Source organism: Ruegeria sp. AL1, assembly GCF_056540905.1.
Genome location: NZ_JBQFXP010000004.1, coordinates 97,055 through 116,374 on the forward strand (window position 1 = coordinate 97,055; position 19,320 = coordinate 116,374).

Below are 19,320 nucleotides of genomic sequence, written 5' to 3' on the forward strand. Positions count from 1 at the left end.
TGATGGAAGCTGAGGGTGGACGACGCCGACGGCGCGGGCGCGGGGCAGAAGCCGTCCTCCAGCCCAGTCGCGATGTGAATTACCGCCAGTTGCGGAACCCGTTTCCGCAGATGGAGGTGTTCCCGGCAGACCAGATCGCCGACATGCACGAAACCGCCCTGCGGATGCTGCAAGAGCTGGGCATCAAGGTCTTGCTGCCCGAGGCGCGCGCGATTTTCGCCAAGGCCGGGGCAAAGATCGATGAAGACAGTCAGATGGTCTTTCTGGGTCGAGACATCGTCGAAGCATCTGTGGCGTCGGCCCCGAGATCGATCAACTGTCGCGCAGGTGATCGGAAACGTGATTTTACGCTGGAACTCGGCAGTCTGGTGTTTCAACCCGGGGCAGGCGCGCCCAATGCGACCGATCTGGAACGCGGGCGGCGACCCGCGACAGGGCAGGATTATCTGGAGTTCCTGAAACTGACCCACCATTTCGATGTGTTCCAGATGATATCGCCTCAGGTCGAGCCGCAGGACGTGCCGACCAACCTGCGCCACTATTTCACCACGCAGGCACAGATGGAGTTGACGGACAAGTTCCCGTTCTTCTTTTCGCGCGGGACGCCGCAGGTGACAGATTGCTTTGAGATGCTGTCCATCGCGCGGGGGCTTAGTGATGAGGGTTTCCGTGCCAACCCGCATAGCTACACGATCATCAACACCAACAGCCCGCGCACGCTGGATATCCCGATGGCGCAGGGGTTGATCGATTTCGCCCGCTATGGGCAGATGTCGGTCATCACGCCGTTTACGCTAATGGGGGCAATGGCCCCAATCACGGTGGCAGGTGCGATCACATTGTCCCATGCCGAGGCGTTGGCTGCGTTGACACTGACGCAATTGACCAACCCCGGCGCGCCCGTGTGCTATGGGACCTTCACCAGCAACGTGGACATGAAGTCTGGCGCACCCGCCTTTGGGACGCCGTCGCATTTTCAGGCGTCTCTGGCGGCGGGCCAACTGGCCCGGCATCTTGGATTGCCATGGCGCTCGGCAGCGGGATCGGCGTCCAACATCAACGATGTGCAGGCCGCCAACGAAAACCAGTTCGGCCTGTGGGGCTGTCTGATGGCCGGGGCGACGGTGATCATCCACTCGGCGGGTTGGCTCGAAGGCGGTCTGACAGTGTCGTTCGAGAAGATGATCTGTGACGCCGAAGTGCTGAACATGGTGGCAGAGCTTTGCGCCGGTGCGCAGGCGGGGACGTCCGAGATCGGATTCGACACCGCGCTGGTCGAGGTTGACCCCAGCGGGCATTTCTTTGCCACCAGCCAGACGATGGAGCGCTACAACACCGAATTCTATGAACCCCACGTCCATGACTATGCCAATTTCGGCACCTGGACCGAGCGTGGTTCGGTGGATGCCAATCATCGCGCAACGGGCGTCTGGAAGGATATCCTTGCCAATTTCGAACCACCCGAACAAAGCGACGGGATCGGTGCTATGCAGGGCTTCATCGCCCGACGCACGGAAGAGGGCGGCGCGCCGCCGGAGAGTTGAATGAACACCAAACCAATTTTGCACCGCGATGACCCCAAGGCCGAACCTCTGGTCGGTAACGTCAAAGTCACGCGCGACGACTGGCTGAACGTGGCGATGGATGTGCTGATCTCGGACGGGGTCGAGCAGGTCAAGGTGATGAACCTCGCCGAACGCATGGCGGTGTCGCGGTCGTCCTTCTACTGGTATTTCAAGTCCCGTCAGGAATTGCTGGATGCTTTACTGGCAAAATGGCAGGCAACCAATACCGCCGCGTTGATCGCCCAATCCGAGCTACAAGCCGAAACCATCACCGCCGCCGTCTGCAACGTTCAGCGATGCGTGGTGAATACGGCCCTGTTCGATACCGCGCTGGATTTCGCGGTGCGCGACTGGGCGCGCCGGTCGGGCAAGGTGCGCCGGATGCTGGATCAGTCGGATGCGCGGCGTCTGGCCGCCCTGCGCGCGATGTTCATCCGTTTCGACTATGACGAGACCGAGGCCGAAACCCGCGCGCGGGTGCTGTATTACATGCAGATCGGATATGATCTGGCGCAGTTGAACGAGCCGATGGCGGTGCGTCTGTCGATGGTGCCACACTATCTATACGTCTTTACCGGGGTCGAACCACGCCCCGAGGAAATCACCGAGTTCAGTGCCTATGCACAGCATTTCTGGGAAGGAGGACACCATGAGCCAACCTGACGCAATCATCATCGGCACTGGCGTAATCGGCGCGGCCATCGCGTTCGAAATGGCGAAGGCCGGATGGAAAACCCTGTCGCTGGACCGGAACACTCAGGTCGGACATGGCTCAACCGCCGGGTCCTGCGCCATTATCCGGATGCACTATTCCACGCTGGATGGCACCGCCTTCGCGTGGGAGGGCTATCACTATTGGCGCAACTGGTCTGAATATCTGGGCCTGCCTGACGGGGACGATCTGGCGCAGTTTCGGGAAACCGGGTGTCTAGTGATGAAGACCGAGGCCAACGGGTTTCTGGACAAACATAAAAAGTACAGCGCCCAGTTGGATTGTCCCTTTGAGGAGTGGTCAGCGGATGACATCAAGCGGCATTTGCCGATCTACGCGCTGGACAGTTTCGCCCCGGCCAAGCGCATGGACGATCCCGATTTCGGCCAGCCCAACGGCATCCAGATGCAAGGCGCGGTTTTCTGGCCCAAAGCGGGGTACGTGACTGACCCGGCGCTGTCGGCGCAGAACCTGTTGGATGCCGCGAAACAGCACGGTGCAGAGCTGCGCACAGGGGCCGAGGTGGTCGAGATTCTGACGGATGAGGGGCGCGTATCCGGTGTGAAACTGGCCTCGGGCGAGGTGATCCACGCCAATGTCGTGGTGAATGTCGCGGGCCCCGGGTCTGCCATCGTGAACGCTATGGCAGGAGTACTGGACGATATGACCATCGAAACGCGTCCCCTCCGGCAGGAGGTCGTGCATGTGCCCGCGCCCGAGGGGTTCGATTTTGAAAATCAGGGCACCATCGTGTCGGATAGCGACATCGCGCTTTACTGCCGCCCCGAGCATGGCAATCATATCCTGATCGGGTCCGAGGATCCGGAATGCGATCCCCATCAATGGTGCGACAACGACAAGAGCTATAATCGCGACTTTACCGATCAGTGGACCACGCAAGCGATGCGCTATGCGCAGCGGGTGCCGTCGCTTGGGATTCCGTCGAAAACGCGCGGGGTGGTTGATCTGTACGATGCCTCGACCGACTGGATTCCGATCTACGACAAATCCAGCCTGCCGGGGTTTTACATGGCCTGCGGGACCAGCGGGAACCAGTATAAGAACGCTCCGATTGCGGGCAAGATGATGGCTGCTCTGATCGACTATGTCGAAGGCGGGGCCGATCACGACACGCAGCCATTGCAGTTCGAACTGCCCTATATCGGGCGCAGCATCGACGTGGGGTTTTATTCGCGCAAACGCCCGATCAATACCGACAGCAGTTTTTCGGTTCTGGGCTAACCCGCCTGTTTGCGCGCCGCCGCAAAACTGTCTGCGCGCACCGGGCCATACCCTCTGATCTCATCTGCGGTTGCCAGCTTTTCTAGCCACTCGCCTTTGGGATCGGACAGGAATTGATCAAGCAGCGCATCGTACCATGCCAGAATATCGCGATGCAGGCGGGCCTCGGAATGGTACCCGAACGGGTTCCACGCCTTGCCGCGCAGACCTTTCGCGCGGGCCAAGACGGACAGGACAGGGCGCATCCACGGCCCGAACGTGTGTTTGACCGGCCGTCCGCGCGCGTCCTTGCGCCAGCTGAATATCGGCGGCGCAAAGTGGTACGTTGTTGTGAAATCGCCCTCGAATTGCTGCGCCAGTTCGTCGGTAAAATCAGGGGAGGTTTGCAGCCGGGCCACCTCGAACTCGTCCTTGTAGGCCATGAAGCGGAACAGGTTGCGCGCGACCGAGGCGAGCAGTGGATCGGACGCCCCCGGATGGGCATCGCGAACCGCCCTGATCCGCTGCGCGTAGCGTTCTGCATAGGTTGCGTCCTGATAGTCGGTCAGAAAGGCCACGCGGCGCGCGATCCTCTGATCCAGCGTTTCCTCAGGCTGAGGCGGTTGCATCAGCCCGTCGATCCGGTTTGGATCAGCGGCCAAACACCGGCCAAGGGCAAAGGCCAGCCGGTTTTTGTCGATGGCCACACCGTTCAGCAGGATGGCCTGCGCCAGCGCAGTATGAGAGACGGGCACCAGGCCCTTTTGCCAGCCATATCCCAGCAGGATGACATTGGCGAAGACCCCATCCCCCAACGTCGCCTCAGCGATTGCGTTTGCGTCGAGGCCTGACAGGTTTTTCGCGCCAACCACATCGGCAATGGCCTGTTCGCGCGCATCGACACGCAGGTGCGCGTCGCGGCGCAGCACCAGATCGCCGGTGGGCATTTCGGCCCGGTTCAGCACAACCTGCGTGCCGTGCGCATAATGGGCCGAGGCCTTGGGGGCCGAACTGACCACCACATCACAGCCGATCACCGCATCCGCAGCGCCCTGATCAATGCGCACCTGATTAAGCGCATCGGGTGCCGTGCCGAGACGGATATAGCTGAGGACAGTGCCGAATTTCTGTGCAAAGCCGGTAAAGTCCAGAACCGAGGCCCCTTTGCATTCCAGATGTGCGGCCATGGTGATCAGTGCGCCCACCGTGACAACCCCGGTGCCGCCCACACCCGTGACCAGCAGGTCATATGGCGTATCCAGTGCAGGCAGGTCCGGGTCTGGCAGACCCTCCTCAAGGGCGGCAAGGTCCAGATCGACAGTTTTCTTGCGGCGGCTTGCGCCTTCAACCGTGACAAAGCTGGGGCAGAACCCGTTCAGGCAGGAAAAATCCTTGTTGCACGAACTCAGGTTGATCTTGCGCTTCCGGCCCAGAGGGGTCTCGCGCGGCTCGACACTCAGGCCGTTCGAAGCGACCGAGCAATCGCCGCAGCCCTCACAGACCAGATCGTTGATCCAGACGAATTTTTGCGGGTCCTCCAGCGTGCCGCGCTTGCGGCGGCGGCGCTTTTCGGTGGCGCAGGTCTGTTCATAGATCAGAACGGTGACACCGGGGATATCGCGCAACTCGCGCTGCAGCGTATCCATCTCGGCGCGGTCGTGAAAGGTGGTGCGGGCGGGGAAATCACCACGGCGGAACTTGGTGATATCGTCCGAGACCAGCGCGATCCGGTCCACGCCCTCTGCGCGGCAGGTCTGCGCGATGCCGCTCACGCTGACAGGGCCATCCACCGGCTGTCCTCCGGTCATCGCCACGGCGTCGTTGTAGAGGATCTTGTAGGTGATGTTCGTCCCTGCCGCGACCGCCTGCCGGATCGCCAGCGAGCCGGAATGGTACCACGTCCCCTCGCCAAGGTTCTGGAAGATATGCTTGCCGCCATTGAATTGCGAGGCCACCACCTGCGGCACACCTTCGCCACCCATCTGCGCATAGCCCACGGTTTCGCGATCCATCCACGAAGCCATGACATGACAGCCGATCCCGCTCGCTGCGGTCGACCCGTCGGGCACTTTGGTTGAGGTGTTATGCGGGCAGCCCGAGCAGAAATAGGGCGTGCGCACGGCTCCGGGCACGTTGATCACGGGCGGGGGCGTTTCGGTTAGGGCGCGGGCCTTGGCGGGCAGGTTTTCTTCGGGAAAGAACGTGTCCAGACGCGCGGCGACGATGGGGGCCAGCATCAGCGGGCTCAGCTCTCCGGTCCAGGGGATCAGCGGCTCGCCATGGCTGTCGTATTTGCCGACCATCTTGTGTGGCTTGTCGCCAGGCCAGTCGTAGAAATATTCCTTGAACTGGCTTTCGATGATGCCGCGCTTTTCCTCGACCACCAGCACCTCGGCCTTGCCTTTCACAAAGCGCAGCGCGTTGCGGCGGGCCAGTGGCCAGACCATGCCGACCTTGTAGATGTCGATGCCCAGACGGCGGCAGGCGGCCTCGTCCAGACCCAGCAGGCGCAGCGCTTCCATTAGGTCGAGATGCCCTTTGCCGGTGGTGACAAAGCCGAACTTGGCGTTTTCGATATCGTAGATGCGGCGGTCGATCGGGTTTTCTTCGGCAAAGGCCCGCACGGCGCGCAGCTTGTGCTGAATGCGGGTCTCGATCTCGGGCGAGGGCAAATCAGCGGTGCGCACATGCAGCCCGCGCTCGGGCATGTCGATTTCGGGCAGCGTAAAGCTGCGATCCGGGCGCAGGTCGACCGAGCGGGCGCTTTCCACGGTTTCGCTGATCGCTTTGAACCCGACCCATGTCCCGGAAAAGCGGGACAGGGCAAAGCCGTATTCGCCGAATTCCAAGTATTCCTCGACCGAGGCCGGGTTCAGCGTTGGCATAAACCACGCCATGAAGGCCACATCTGACTGATGCGGCATCGACGAGCTTACGCAGCCGTGGTCGTCGCCCGCAACCACCAACACGCCGCCCTTGGGCGCGGACCCATAGGCATTGCCATGTTTCAGCGCATCGCCCGAGCGGTCTACGCCCGGACCTTTGCCATACCACATTGAGAAAATGCCCTCGACCTCGCAATGCGGGTCCAGCGTCGCCTGTTGCGCGCCCAGAACTGCCGTCGCGCCGAGGTCCTCGTTCACGGCTGGCATGAATGTGATACGGTCGGTTTTCAGCCGTTCTTTGGCGCGCCACAGTTCAAGGTCCAACCCGCCCAGCGGTGAGCCGCGATAGCCCGAGACAAACCCCGCCGTGTTCAAACCAGCGTCACGATCCCGCCGGGCTTGATCCATCATGATCCGGGCAAGTGCCTGCGTGCCGGTCAGAAAGACCCGGCCTTGGGTCAGATCGTAACGGTCGGAGAGTTGGTATATGCGGAGGGTCGGGTCTTGGCTGCTCATGGCGCGGGTCCGTCAGGCTGTTAGCTGATCGGAACACTAGTCCAAGATTGCCGAAATTTGGTGCCGAATATCCTGTAAGATAGCTATAATTCCGAAAAAATAAATCGACTATTACGGCCAAGATGATCTATTTAACCAAAACTATGCAAATGGATGACAAAGACCGCCGAATCCTCATTTCCCTGCAAAGTGACAGCAGGATGTCAAATGCCGAGCTTGCGGATGCGGTGGGCATGTCCACCTCGGCCCTGTGGCGGCGGGTGCGCGCGTTTGAAGAGGCGGGCCTGATCGAACGTTACGGGGCGGTGGTTAATGCCTCGGCGCTGGGCCTGACTTTCGAAGCGATTGTTCATGTGCATCTGACCCGGCACGATCCTGAAAAGATCGTCGATTTCATTCGTGCCGTGGAAATCAGCCCCGAAGTGCAGGAGTGTTACGCAACCACCGGTCAGGCCGACTATCACCTGCGTGTCCTGTGCCGGGATCTGGCTGCTTACAATGTGTTTCTCGAAGACTTCCTGTTTCGCTTGCCAGCCGTTGCCAGTGCCCAGACCAATGTGGTCTTGCGCACCATAAAGCGCAACAAACCGATCACGCCCTGACAATCAGGTCGCGAACTGCACCCAGGCCCAGGCCATCGCGATGTAGGTCAGGTTGTGCATGCACTGATCTAGCCCTGCGGCCCGCCAGAATGCCGCCTGATTGGGTTGCAGCTGTTTTTTGTCGGAATAGCTGGCTTTGAAAAAGTCGATATGGAAATGCACGATCCATTCGAGGGCGGCGATAATCAGGATAAACGCGGGTGGGGCCTGAAACAGGGCAAAAATGATGACCGAGCCCACAACATGTACGGCTGCATGTTGCGCGCGTCCAAAATGGAAATAGTTGCCACGCCCCGACAGCATTTTGGGCGTCTGCAAGTAATAGTCGGCAAACATGTGTTTGATCTGCAGCAAGCAGAGCAACAGCAACACAGCGCCAAAAGTGGCAGGCAAATTAACCCTCCCGATATCGTCCCGCGTTGCAGACTAAGCGGTAATTCAACTCTGCGCAAATGAACTAGTTCACATAAGGGGAATTTGTCGGGATTTTTATTCATTTGCGTCCCCTGATACGATTGCGGTAAATTCAGGACGTTGCATTCAGACTGAAATCAATGATTTGAATGGCAAACCAACGGCAGGGGCGGGTTTCATAGAACGCACGATTTTTCGGTTTATCTGGAAACACTCCAAACGCGATCAGCTGATCCTGCTGGCCGTGACCTCAACCCTGTTCCCGTTGCTGTACCTGACTCTGGAACTGCCCAAGCGGATTATCAACGACGCCATCGGTGCGACCTCGCAAATTGTCGAGGTCTGGGGATACAGCCTGCAGCAGACGACCTTTCTGGTGATCCTGTGCCTGGCCTTCCTGCTCGCCGTTCTGGCGCATGGGCTGATGAAGATGCGGATCAACACGATGAAGGGCGTGTTGAGCGAACGGATGCTGCGCCGGTTCCGCTATCAGCTGATCAGTCGTGCCCTGCGTTTCCCTCAGCCGTATTTTGAGCGTGTCAGTCAGGGCGAACTGGTGTCGATGATCACCGCAGAGAGCGAGCCGATGGGCGGCTTGATGGGGGATGCGATCAGTCAGCCGGTGCTGCAGGCGGGGCAGATGATCACCATCCTGTCGTTTCTGTTTCTGCAAAGCGTCTGGTTCGGTCTGGCCGCCGTCGCGCTGATCCCGTTGCAAGCCTGGCTGATCCCGCGGCTGCAACGCCAGATCAACCTGTTGAACAAGCGCCGCATTCAGGAAGTACGGGTTCTGGCGGCGCAGATCGGCGAGAACGCCGCCGGTGCCGCAACCTTGCGGGCCAATGGCGGCTGGCGGTATCGGCGGGCGATGATCTCGGATCAACTGGGGCGGTTGTTCGGCATTCGCTTTGAGATCTACCAGAAGAAGTTCTTCATGAAGTTCATCAACAACTTCATCTCGCAGCTGACGCCGTTCATGTTTTATCTCGTGGGCGGGATTCTGGTGTTGCAGGGTTCGGTCTCGTTGGGGGCGCTGGTGGCGGCGCTGGCCGCGTACAAGGATCTGAGCTCGCCGTGGAAAGAGCTGTTGGCCTATTACAACCAGACCCAGGATATGTCGCTGCGCTGGGACGTGGTCATCGAACGCTTTGATCCGGCGGGCATGCAGGACGAGGGCCTGTTTGAAGGCGAGCCGCTGGAAACGCCGCGGCTGAACGGGGACATCGCACTGAACCATGTGTCAGTGCGGGATATGGATGGCAATCAGGTTCTCGACGACCTTGATCTGGTGTTCCCCGGCGGCAAGACCATTGGTATCGCGGCGCCCAGCGAAGAGGACCGCCGGGCCATATCCAATTTGTTGACGCGGGAAATCCTGCCCAGCTCGGGGCGGCTGGATGTGGGCGGCAAGGATATCACGTCGCTGCATCAAAGCGTCATCGCGGCCAAGATCGGCTATGCCTCGTCGCGACCGGTGATGTTTCAGGGCACGCTGGGCGAGAATGTTATGATGCCAATACGGTTCAAGCCGCTGTCTGAGGTGACGGATGATCCGGGTTTTGGCGAAACCCTGCGCGCGGGCAATAGTGCCGATCCGTTCACGGTGGATTGGCTGGATCCATCGCGTGCAGGTGTCAGGGACGCGCAGGCGTTACGGGACTGGTGGCTGCAACTGATTGACGGGATGGGTTCTGGTGTTGCGCTGTTCAACCGTGGGGCCGAGCAGATTTTTGATCCGGTCAGACACGCGACGCTGGCGACGATGCTGGTCGACCTGCGCCCTCAGGTTCAGAAAGCCGTGCGTGAGGCCGGGTTTGAAGAGCAGGCGCTGATCTTTGATCGCGACGCCTATAATGCCGCTTTGCCCGTGGCAGAGAACCTTTTGTTCGCCACGCCCAAAGTTCCGGTCACGCAGGAATTGCTGGCCCGCCAAACTGTGTTTCTGGGACAGTTGCGTGATCTGGGTCTGGATGAGGTCTTGGTTGGTTTGACCCGCGACGTGATCGAGATGCTGCGTCAGATCTTTGGTCTGGACGGCACCGATCATCCCCTGTTCCGAAAACTGGGCCTTGAAGCGCATACCTATGAGGCCGCAATCGAGCTTCTGGAGCGCACGCGAAACGAAGGGGTGGCAGGGCTGGACGACGAACAACTGGCCACGTTGCTGGCGGTTCCGGTTGTGATCTCGGCCGAACAGATCGGCCCGGCCTTCACGAATGAATTGAAAAGCCGCATTCTGGAGTTGCGCCACAGCCATTCGCACAAACTGCTTGAGACATTGCACGACGTCTTTGTCCCGCTGGATGCCGAGAAATTTGCACCGGGTCTGACGGTGATGGAAAACGCATTGTTCGGCAAGGTCAGTCAGATGGGCGGAGCGCGGTCGGACGAGGCGCGCAAACTGATTGTCGATGTCCTGGCAGAAAGCGGCGCGCGCCCATCGGTTGTGGAGTTGATCTACGATATTCCCGTGGCGCTGGGCGGGCAGAACCTGCCAGCGGTCTTTGCCGAGCCGCTTTCGTTCACGCGCGCCACAATCAAAAAGCCCGATATCCTGATCCTAGACAGCGCGTTGGCCAGCTATGACATGGAAACGCAGGTCTCGGTCTACAAAAACCTGCGCGCGTTGTTGCCCGAAACCACCGTGATCTACCTGCATGACCAATTTGAAAACCCCGACGTGTTCGACATGTATGTTGAAATTCGGCAGGGCCGGGTCGTGTCGGACGAAGGACCGACCGAGGTCGAGGAAGACAGTGCCGCATCGGCCGATCTGGCACGTAAACTGCGGGCGCTGGAACAGACGCCTCTGTTTTCGGGACTGGACCGCAGGCAGTTGCGCCTTCTGGCTTTTGGTGCGCGCTGGTTCAACGCCAAACCGGGCGAGATCGTGTTTTTGAAGGATGACCAACCCACGGATGGAGCCTATGTGGTTCTGAAAGGCGAAGCGGGCCTGTACCTGCCACAGTCAGACAACCCGGATCAGTTGATCGCCACGGTTGGCCCGGGTGCTCTGGTCGGTGAACTGGGGTTGATCCGGAAAGAGCCGCGCGCGCTCAGCATGATCGCCGAATCCGATCTGTCCTGTCTGCGCATCGGTGAAGAAGAGTTTCTGGCTGTCGTCGAAAACGATGCGGCCACCGCGTTCAAACTGCTGCAGGTTATCGCCGGATACGTTTCAAACTAGTCGGCAGGCTTGCAGAACAGCTTATAAAGGAGTTCGATCACCTGAGCCGTGTTGCCGTCGTGCAAGGAATAATACACGGTTTTCCCGTCGCGCCGGGTCGATACCAGATTTTCGGCGCGCAACCGCGCAAGCATCTGGCTGACGGCGGCCTGCCGCATCTGCAACAGGTCCTCAAGCTCTCCCACCGATTTTTCACCCTCGCCCAGATGACACAGGATCATCAACCGGCCTTCATGGGCCAGCGTTTTCAGGAAAGCGGCTGCCTTTTCGGCGCTTTCCTTCATGTCGGCAGGGCCATCCGCCTGCGCCGGGGGGAGGTCGATGTCTTTCAGGGTCACGATCGATCCGTTTCGAAACTTGAAGTTGTAACAATATGCCCCAATTCCGCTGGGTTTGTCACCCCTCGGTGGCCGGTGCGCCGCCTTGAAATGCGTTGCCAGCGGCATAGTCACATGGGGCTTCCTGCATCTGTAAATGCAGACCACCGCCTGTATAGGGATGCGCCCGTGCCAATGCTTCGTCCACGTCGATGCCCAGACCGGGGGATGTGGGAGGGTGCACAAACCCGTCTTTCACCTTCAGGCTGCCTGTGATCAGCTGATCGTGAAACGGTGTCTCAATCGTTTCGAGCAGCAACAGGTTCGGGATCGAGGCTGCCAACTGGACATTGGCGGCCCATTCAATGGGGCCGGCATACAGATGCGGTGCCATTTGGGCGTTGAACACCTCGGCTATGGCGGCGACCTTCTTCATTTCCCAGATGCCCCCGGCACGCCCCAGCGCCGGCTGCAGAATCTCGGCTGCACCGGCGCGCAGAACGGCGCCGAACTCGGCCTTGGTCGTCATCCGCTCTCCGGTGGCGACGGGAATGCGCACATTGCGGGCGACGCGGACCATGTCTTCGATCATGTCCGGAGGAGTGGGCTCCTCGAACCAGAGCGGAGAGTATGGCTCCAAGGCCTGACCCAGCCGGATGGCTCCGGCGGTGTTGAACTGGCCATGAGTGCCAAACAGCAGATCGGCCTTGTCGCCCACAGCCTCGCGGATGGCTTTGCAAAACGCCACAGACAGCGAGATGTCGGACATCGCGGGCATATGACCGCCCCGGATCGTATAAGGCCCTGCCGGGTCGAACTTGACCGCCGTATAGCCCCGCCTGACCATTTCCGCCGCGCATTCGGCTGCCTGATCCGGGGCGGTCCAGAAATCGGTCAAATTGTGCTGGGGAAGCGGGTAAAGGTAAGTATAGGCGCGAATGCGGTCATTCATCAGCCCACCCAACAAAGCATAGACCGGCCGGTCCCGGTCCTTTCCCAGAATGTCCCAGCAGGCGATCTCCAGCCCGGAAAACGCACCCATGACGGTCAGGTCCGGGCGCTGGGTGAATCCGCTGGAATAAGCGCGGCGAAACATCAGCTCGATATTCTCGGGGGTCTCGCCCTGCATATGCCGTTCGAATACATCGCGGATCACATGGCGCATGGCCTCGGGACCTACGGACGAGGCATAACATTCGCCCCATCCCGTAATGCCGGTATCCGTTGTGACTTTGACCAGTATCCAATAGCGCCCACCCCAGCCGGGCGCAGGCGGCGCGGTGACGATGATATCGAGATCCTGCAGCTTCATCTCAAACCCTCGCGTCAGATGGTCCTAGTTTTTGTCGAAGACGATGACATTTCGCCGGGCTGATCCGGTTCTGGTATCCGCAATCGCCTCGTTGATCTGCGACAGGGTCCAGCGCCCCGAGATCAGCTCGTCCAGTTTCAGGCGCCCCTGATCATACAGGTCTATCATCCATGGGATGTCGCGCTGAATGACGACATCGCCCATTTTCGAACCGATCAGCCCCTGACCCAGCGCCGCCAGAACGACCGGCTCGTAGCTGGACATGTCACCGGAATGCGGCATCCCGATCATGATGGCTTTGCCGCCGCGCCCCAGATAGCGGGGCGCCTGATCATAGGCCGGGATCGCGCCGACAGTGATCAGAACGGCATCGGCTCCACGCCCGCCCAGCGCTTTGTAAGCGGCTTTCCAGGGCGTGCCCGCATCGGCGCGGACGCCGTGGGTTGCGCCGAATTCCCTGGCGACCTCAAGCTTGTCATCGGTCATGTCGACCGCCACAATACGCCGGGCCCCGGCAATGCGCGCGCCTTGAATTGCGTTCAGGCCAACCCCTCCGGCACCGATGACAACCACATCCTGACCAGCGCGCAGGCCCGCAGCATTCACCGCCGCGCCGACGCCGGTAATGACCCCGCAGGACAACAGGCTGGCCACATCCTTTGGCATGGCGTCCGGGATTTTTACGATCTGCCGGTGATCAACCACCACCTTTTCTGCAAATGCACCGCAAGCCATCGCCTGATCCAGAGGTCCGCCATCGCCTGTCCGAAGAGGGCCTTTGACCGTGTCATAAGGTGTTTCGCAAATGGTCGGTTTTCCACCCGCGCAAGATGGGCAGGAGCCGCAGGCGCGGATCAGCGTGACCACCACCGACTCGCCAACCTGAAACGCTCCTGCCCCATCACCCACGGCGGTGATGACCCCTGCGGCCTCGTGGCCGTAGACTGCGGGCAGGAACCCGCCCCAGGCGCCGCTGGCGAAGGAAATATCGGAATGACAGATCGCCACCGCGTCCAGCGAAACCTCGACCTCGCCCATCCCGGGCGGTGCAATCAAGATGTCCTCGATCACCAAAGGTGCGCCAAACTCCCGGCACACGGCCGCTTTGATGGATTGCATGTCTTTCCCCGTTCCTTTTTGACCACGGTGACGGCTTGGGCGCATGCATTCAAGGCAAAATCCGCCAGAATAAGGTCGCTCTCAGACCAGAGCGGCGCGCGGTCGCACAAAAAGCACGAACCCGCCCGCCATCAGGGCCAAAGCCAGCAGGAAAGGCGCACCGGGCAGATAGACAGGGGCGTTCTGCCCGACAAAATAGGCAAAGACGCTGGTCATGATCAGAGGGGACAGGATCATCGAAAGCGCATGCAGCGCGGTCAGTACGCCTTGCAACTCGCCCTGTTGTGAATCGGGTGTGGCCCTGGACATCAACGCTTGCAACGCGGGTGAAACCACCGCCCCGAATGCGGTGATCGGGATCAGCATCAGGGCGATGAACCCGTTGGTCAGAAACGCCAGCAAAACGAAGCTGACGATCTCGAACACCATGCCCCAGATGATCGTGACCCTTTCACCCAGATACCGCGTCGCCGGGCGGATCAGGCCGCCTTGCACAGCCGCCATCCCAATCCCGTATACGGCCAGTGACAGGCCGATCATCTGCGGCGACCAACCGAACCGTTCCAGGGTGAAATAGGACCAGATGGCCGGGTAGACATAAATCGAGATGGAATAGAGGAAATAAACCCACAACAACGGTCGAATGCCCGGCAGGGCAGCGATGGCCTTAAGCGAGCCGGCCGGGTTGGCCCTCTGCCAGTTGAACGCCCGGCGGGTCTTGTCCGTGACGGTTTCCGGCATCACCCACAGCCCGACTAGAAAACTGAAGCCGGACAGCCCTGCCGCTGCCCAGAACGGCGCGCGGGTCCCAAATTCGCTGAGCAGGCCGCCCAGAAGTGGCCCCAGAACAAAGCCAAGCCCGAAGGCCGCGCCCAGCAATCCGAAATTGGCGGCCTTGTCCTCGGGTCTGGATACATCCGCCATGAAGGCCGAGGCTGTCGAATGGGTGGCGGCGGTGATCCCGCCGACAATGCGCCCGGCCAGCAACAGCCAGATGCTGCCTGCCACGGCCATCACCACATAGTCCAGCGCCATTACAAAAAGCGAGACCAGCACTACGGTCCGGCGGCCATAGGCGTCCGACAGATTGCCCAGAACCGGCCCGAACAGGAATTGCATTGCGGCAAACGCGGTGCTGAGTACCCCGCCCCAAATGGCGGCATTGGCCAGGGAACCGCCCTGAACCTCGACAATCAATTGCGGCATGATGGGCAGGACCAAGCCGATGCCCATCGCGTCGATCATCACGATGCCGAGTACGAACAGAAAGGGCAGGCGCATGAAACCTCGGGTCCAAAATCCCCGGCGACACTAGCTTTGCCCCGGCCTTGAGGAAAGAGGTGACGTCGGTGTCGGGTCAGAATGCGTCTGCAATGCGCTCCAGCATCCGGGCCAGGGTTCGCGGGTGCGAGAAGAACGGAGAATGCGAGCTGTCGATGGTCAGGCGCAGGTCCGGCGCGGCGTGACGGCTCATCTCGGCCTGGTATTCCGTTGGGATGGTGCGGTCGTCAAGGGTGCGGATATAGGCCTTTGGCACACGTTCAAAGCATGGCCCGGTCGGCAGCGGCGTGTCCTGCGGCGCGATGGCCTGCGGGCTTAACCGGGCAAGCGCATAGGCCAGAATATCTGCATCGCAATCGTGATAGAACAGCCCCTGAATCCGGTCTGGCAGGACGAAATAGGACAGGCCGTCAGCCGATTTCTCGACCGCATCGCCGATCAGCTGCCGGGGCGCGCGTTTGCGCATTTGGATCATCGACAGACCATCCTGCGGGACATAGGCGCACAGGTAGACCAGCCCTTTGATCGCATCCGGCGCGGCCTCGGCTGCGGCGCTGATTGGATAGCCGCCCCAGGAATGCCCCACAACGATGGTGTTGGCGTCACATGCACACAGGATTTTGTCCCGACACAGATCCAGTGTGACATCCGCGATCGGCGTCGGGTCCGAGCCGTGGCTGGGCAGATCAATGGCGCGCGCGGAATGCCCCAGCGCCGTCAGTTCGGGGATCAGGTCGCGCCAGCACCACGCGCCGTGACACGATCCGTGAACCAAAAGGAAATCTGCCATCATGCGTCTCCTTTAGATATGCCCGATGTCGGCCAGAAACCCCGACAGCAACCCGGCGTACTCTTTCGGGTGCTCAACACAAGGCAAGTGTCCGGCGCGTCGCATCAGGGCAAAGCGTGAGCCAGCGATCAGATCGACGGTTTCGCGCACAAGATCGGGCGGGGTTGAACCATCTTCGCTGCCTGCGATCCCAAGCGTCGGCAGCCGCAACCCGCTGGTCGGCGTATAGAAATCGGTGCCGGATATAGCGGCGCAGCACCCCAGATACCCCTGGGTCGGTTGCCGGGCCATCATGTTGCGCCACAGCTGCAGCTCTGGCGTGTCTCGGAAAGACTTTGAGAACCACCGCTCCATGGTCGCATCGGCCAGCGCCTCGATCCCGCCTTGTTCGATGGCGGTCATGCGGTCTTGCCACATTGCCGGGGTGCCGATCTTGGCCGCCGTGTTTGACAACACCAAAGCGCGAATCTGGTCCATCCGTTTCACGGCCAGCCCTTGCGCGATCATGCCGCCAATGGACAACCCGACAAACACGCAATCTCGGACTTCAAGATAATCAAGGAGACGTTCGGCATCGCGCACCAAAGCCCCCATGGAATACCGCCCAGCCGGTTCCGAGGACAACCCGTGACCGCGCTTGTCATATCTTATGATGCGTAGTCCGCCGGGCAGATGCGGCAGCACCTGATCCCACAGGCGCAGATCGGTTCCAAGCGAGTTGGCAAAGACCAAAGGCACCCCAGCCGGGTCGCCATCGATCCGGTAGTGCAGCTTTACGTCACCAAGGTCGGCGATATGCATGGCATTCGGCCTCTGAATTCGAGCGTCTGGACTCTGTTCGCGCGTAAAATGCCCTTATTCCCGCTGAATGTCAGGTTAAGAACTCTGTTGATCTGGTAAAAATTTCCGGATCAACGTTTCCGCCCGAGGCAAGGACGATGACGGCGTCCCCGTCGATCTGATCTTTGCGAAACAAGGCTGCGGCCAGCGAAACGGCTCCGCCGGGTTCCAGCACGATTTTCAGCCGCAAAAAGGCAAGGGCCATGGCGTGCATCGCCTCATGCTCGGACACGGAAAACCCCGGCCCGCACAACCGCTGCAGGATCGGAAAGGTGATCTGCCCCGGCTGGGGGGTCAGGATGGCGTCGCAGATGTTGCCGGACGTCTCGGCATTGCTTTGAATGCGGCCCGACAACAAGGACCGTTTGACGTCATCGAACCCTTCGGGCTCGCACGGGCGGGCACGCAGTCCGGGCGCGTGTTTTTCAAGCGCCAGTGCGACGCCCGAGATCAGACCGCCACCACCGCAACAAACCAGAACGTCGCCTTCGGTCACGCCCAGTTCGCGCGCCTGCGCGGCGATCTCGAGCCCTGCTGTGCCTTGTCCGGCGATGACTTGCGGTTCGTCATAGGGCCGGATCAAAGTCAGACCGCGCTGCTGGGCCAGCGCCTCACCAATCTCTTCCCGGCTTTCATTGGCGCGATCATACAAAACGACCTCACCCCCCAGTGCGCGCGTGTTGTCGATCTTTAGCTGCGGCGCATCCGACGGCATGACGATCACGGACGAAATGCCGTGGCGCGTGGCAGCATGGGCGACACCCTGCGCGTGATTGCCCGAGGAATAGGCGATGACCCCGCGTTGGCGGGCCTCCTCATCCAGCGCCGAGATTGCCGACCACGCGCCGCGAAACTTGAAACTGCCGGTGTGCTGCAGACATTCGGGTTTCACCAGAACACGCCGCCCGGCGATGTCGTCCAGGAACGGAGAGGTCAGGATCGGCGTTTGCCGCACATGCCCCTGCAGCCGCTGCGCTGCGGCTTCGATCATGTCGATATTGCTCATACGGGCCTCATGGTTTTGCGAAGCACTTCCAGCGCCTCGGGTTCGTCCAGAAAGGGAACGTGACCGCGATCCGGAACCTCGGCCGAGATCAGCCCGGGATTTCGGCTCTGCATGTCCGCCAGTGTCGCAGCGCTGAGCAGATCAGAATTCGCGCCCCGGATCACGCCAGTGGGCACGGCGCGTAACGCGTCGAACAACGGCCATAAATCGGGCGATTCTCCCGTTTTGGCCTGCTCGATCAGCGCAGAGCGCAAGGCCGGGTCATAACGCAATGTCAGGCCATTGCTGGTTTCGGCATATTGAAACGTAGCCATCTGACGCCAGCGATCCAGTGGCACGCCGGGAAAGGCGGGCTCCATCATGTGTTTCAGGGACTGTGCTGCCTCGTCATAGGTTCTGGCGTTGGGCTGCTTGCCCACATAGGTCATGATCCTGTCGATGGCTGACGGTTCGATCACCGGCCCGACATCGTTCAGGACCACACTGGCCAGCCGGTCCGCGTGGCCTGCAGCCAGCACCATTGCGATCAGGCCGCCGCGCGAAGTGCCTAATATGTTGACCTTTTCCAGACCGAGATGGTTCAGCAGTTCCACCACATCCTGCGCTTCGCGGATAACATTGTAGTTTGCGTAATCCGGATCATGGTCCGACTGGCCACGCCCCCGGTAGTCCATGGATATCATACGCAAGTCCCGCACATGCGGTGCAAGATACGAAAAGTCGCGTGTATTGCGCGTCAACCCGGCCAGGCACAATAACGGTGCGCCCGTGCCGCTGTCTTCGAAGTAAATCTGCTTTCCATCCGAGGTGGTGAAAAACGCCATCAAAGACCTGCGAGTTTCGGGATCGTCGTAAGGTCAGACAAGACCTGCGCCGGTTTCCACGGCAACCGATCCATCGGCTCGCCCGCACGATTGACCCAGGCGGTGACGAACCCGTACCCGCTGGCTCCTGCGGCGTCCCATCCGTTGGAGCTGACGAACAGTACCTCGTCGCGGGCGCAGCCGAACCGGCCTTGCACCAGATCATAGACGCGGGCATGCGGTTTGAAGACACCCACGCTTTCGACGGACAGTACATCATCCAATACATCGCCAATCCCGGCCGACTGTACCGCGCCGTCCAACATCGGTGGGGAGCCATTCGACAGAATCGCGGTTTGCATCCCCCCATCCTTGAGCGCCTTCAGCATCGCGGGAACTTCTGGATAGGCCTGCAGTTCCCAATACAAATCCAACAGCCGCTGCCGCAGCTTCGCGTCGCCTTGCAGCCCAGCCGCCTCCAGCGCCCAATCCAGTCCGTCCTGCGTGACGTCCCAGAAATCTGCATGGGCGTCGGCCACGGCGCGCAGCCAGGTATATTGGAGCTGTTTCAGGCGCCAGTGGTTGGCCAGTTCGGGCCATTTGTCCTGCAACGCCTCAAAGCCGGGTTCTGCCGCGGCCTGCCGCGCGGCGGCGGCGACGTCAAACAAGGTGCCGTAGGCATCGAAAACGCATGTGGTGATGGGCATTGGGTCCTCCGCTAATCGGGCGCAGACTTGCACAACATCCCGC

16 protein-coding genes are annotated in these 19,320 nt (G+C 60.5%); 5 read left to right on the top strand and 11 right to left on the bottom strand.

Annotated elements, in window-relative coordinates; all coding sequences use genetic code 11:
* The first annotated feature begins 2 nt into the window (after positions 1 to 2).
* From ACRZ9X_RS07795 to ACRZ9X_RS07805, 3 genes are read left to right on the top strand one after another with little or no spacing between them, the layout of a single operon-like run.
* Positions 3 to 1,544 carry a trimethylamine methyltransferase family protein gene (locus ACRZ9X_RS07795; protein WP_480517981.1) on the top strand — a complete coding sequence of 514 codons (1,542 nt, stop codon included), beginning with the start codon at positions 3 to 5 and terminating at the stop codon, positions 1,542 to 1,544.
* Positions 1,545 to 2,228: a TetR/AcrR family transcriptional regulator gene (locus tag ACRZ9X_RS07800; protein WP_480517496.1), complete on the top strand. Its 684-nt coding sequence runs from the start codon at positions 1,545 to 1,547 to the stop codon at positions 2,226 to 2,228.
* A complete protein-coding gene (locus ACRZ9X_RS07805; protein WP_480517498.1) occupies positions 2,215 to 3,519 on the top strand; it encodes an NAD(P)/FAD-dependent oxidoreductase in 1,305 nt (434 codons plus the stop codon). The genes ACRZ9X_RS07800 and ACRZ9X_RS07805 overlap by 14 nt, the downstream gene beginning before the upstream one ends.
* On the opposite strand, the gene ACRZ9X_RS07810 is transcribed toward ACRZ9X_RS07805, so the two are convergent.
* The gene (locus ACRZ9X_RS07810) at positions 3,516 to 6,899 is read right to left on the bottom strand and encodes an indolepyruvate ferredoxin oxidoreductase family protein (protein WP_480517500.1); all 3,384 of its coding nucleotides are present in this window, start codon (positions 6,897 to 6,899) and stop codon (positions 3,516 to 3,518) included. The two genes, ACRZ9X_RS07805 and ACRZ9X_RS07810, sit on opposite strands and share 4 nt — an antisense overlap.
* A gap of 143 nt (positions 6,900 to 7,042) precedes the next feature.
* Here ACRZ9X_RS07810 and ACRZ9X_RS07815 point away from each other — a divergent pair, with 143 nt between their 5' ends.
* The gene (locus tag ACRZ9X_RS07815) at positions 7,043 to 7,501 is read left to right on the top strand and encodes an Lrp/AsnC family transcriptional regulator (RefSeq protein ID WP_480517502.1); all 459 of its coding nucleotides are present in this window, start codon (positions 7,043 to 7,045) and stop codon (positions 7,499 to 7,501) included.
* Between the two features lie 3 nt (positions 7,502 to 7,504).
* On the opposite strand, the gene ACRZ9X_RS07820 is transcribed toward ACRZ9X_RS07815, so the two are convergent.
* Entirely contained in the window at positions 7,505 to 7,894 is a 390-nt protein-coding gene (locus ACRZ9X_RS07820) for a DUF3307 domain-containing protein (RefSeq protein ID WP_480517504.1), read from the bottom strand.
* 166 nt (positions 7,895 to 8,060) lie between these two features.
* Here ACRZ9X_RS07820 and ACRZ9X_RS07825 point away from each other — a divergent pair, with 166 nt between their 5' ends.
* A complete protein-coding gene (locus ACRZ9X_RS07825) occupies positions 8,061 to 11,102 on the top strand; it encodes a cyclic nucleotide-binding domain-containing protein (protein WP_480517506.1) in 3,042 nt (1,013 codons plus the stop codon).
* Here the strand turns inward: ACRZ9X_RS07825 and ACRZ9X_RS07830 are convergent.
* The 9 genes from ACRZ9X_RS07830 to ACRZ9X_RS07870 all read right to left on the bottom strand — a co-directional run bounded on the left by ACRZ9X_RS07830 (position 11,099) and on the right by ACRZ9X_RS07870 (position 19,277).
* The gene (locus ACRZ9X_RS07830; RefSeq protein ID WP_480517983.1) at positions 11,099 to 11,386 is read right to left on the bottom strand and encodes an ArsR/SmtB family transcription factor; all 288 of its coding nucleotides are present in this window, start codon (positions 11,384 to 11,386) and stop codon (positions 11,099 to 11,101) included. The genes ACRZ9X_RS07825 and ACRZ9X_RS07830 overlap by 4 nt on opposite strands.
* A 112-nt stretch (positions 11,387 to 11,498) precedes the next feature.
* A complete protein-coding gene (locus ACRZ9X_RS07835; protein ID WP_480517508.1) occupies positions 11,499 to 12,731 on the bottom strand; it encodes a mandelate racemase/muconate lactonizing enzyme family protein in 1,233 nt (410 codons plus the stop codon).
* A 24-nt stretch (positions 12,732 to 12,755) separates the two neighbouring features.
* A complete protein-coding gene (locus ACRZ9X_RS07840) occupies positions 12,756 to 13,850 on the bottom strand; it encodes a Zn-dependent alcohol dehydrogenase (protein WP_480517510.1) in 1,095 nt (364 codons plus the stop codon).
* Positions 13,851 to 13,931: 81 nt separating this feature from the next.
* Positions 13,932 to 15,131, bottom strand: a complete 1,200-nt coding sequence (locus tag ACRZ9X_RS07845) for a TCR/Tet family MFS transporter (RefSeq protein WP_480517512.1) — start codon at positions 15,129 to 15,131, stop codon at positions 13,932 to 13,934.
* A gap of 76 nt (positions 15,132 to 15,207) precedes the next feature.
* On the bottom strand, positions 15,208 to 15,921 hold the full coding sequence (locus tag ACRZ9X_RS07850) for an alpha/beta fold hydrolase (protein ID WP_480517514.1): 714 nt from the start codon (positions 15,919 to 15,921) through the stop codon (positions 15,208 to 15,210).
* A gap of 12 nt (positions 15,922 to 15,933) precedes the next feature.
* The gene (gene pcaD, locus ACRZ9X_RS07855) at positions 15,934 to 16,722 is read right to left on the bottom strand and encodes a 3-oxoadipate enol-lactonase (RefSeq protein ID WP_480517516.1); all 789 of its coding nucleotides are present in this window, start codon (positions 16,720 to 16,722) and stop codon (positions 15,934 to 15,936) included.
* A gap of 70 nt (positions 16,723 to 16,792) precedes the next feature.
* A complete protein-coding gene (locus ACRZ9X_RS07860) occupies positions 16,793 to 17,767 on the bottom strand; it encodes a threonine ammonia-lyase (RefSeq protein ID WP_480517518.1) in 975 nt (324 codons plus the stop codon).
* Complete coding sequence (locus tag ACRZ9X_RS07865; RefSeq protein WP_480517520.1) at positions 17,764 to 18,591, bottom strand: alpha/beta fold hydrolase; 828 nt, start codon at positions 18,589 to 18,591, stop codon at positions 17,764 to 17,766. Before ACRZ9X_RS07865 ends, ACRZ9X_RS07860 begins: the two co-directional genes overlap by 4 nt.
* Positions 18,591 to 19,277, bottom strand: coding sequence for a haloacid dehalogenase type II (locus tag ACRZ9X_RS07870; protein ID WP_480517522.1), 687 nt, complete (start codon positions 19,275 to 19,277; stop codon positions 18,591 to 18,593). Before ACRZ9X_RS07870 ends, ACRZ9X_RS07865 begins: the two co-directional genes overlap by 1 nt.
* Positions 19,278 to 19,320: the final 43 nt, after the last annotated feature.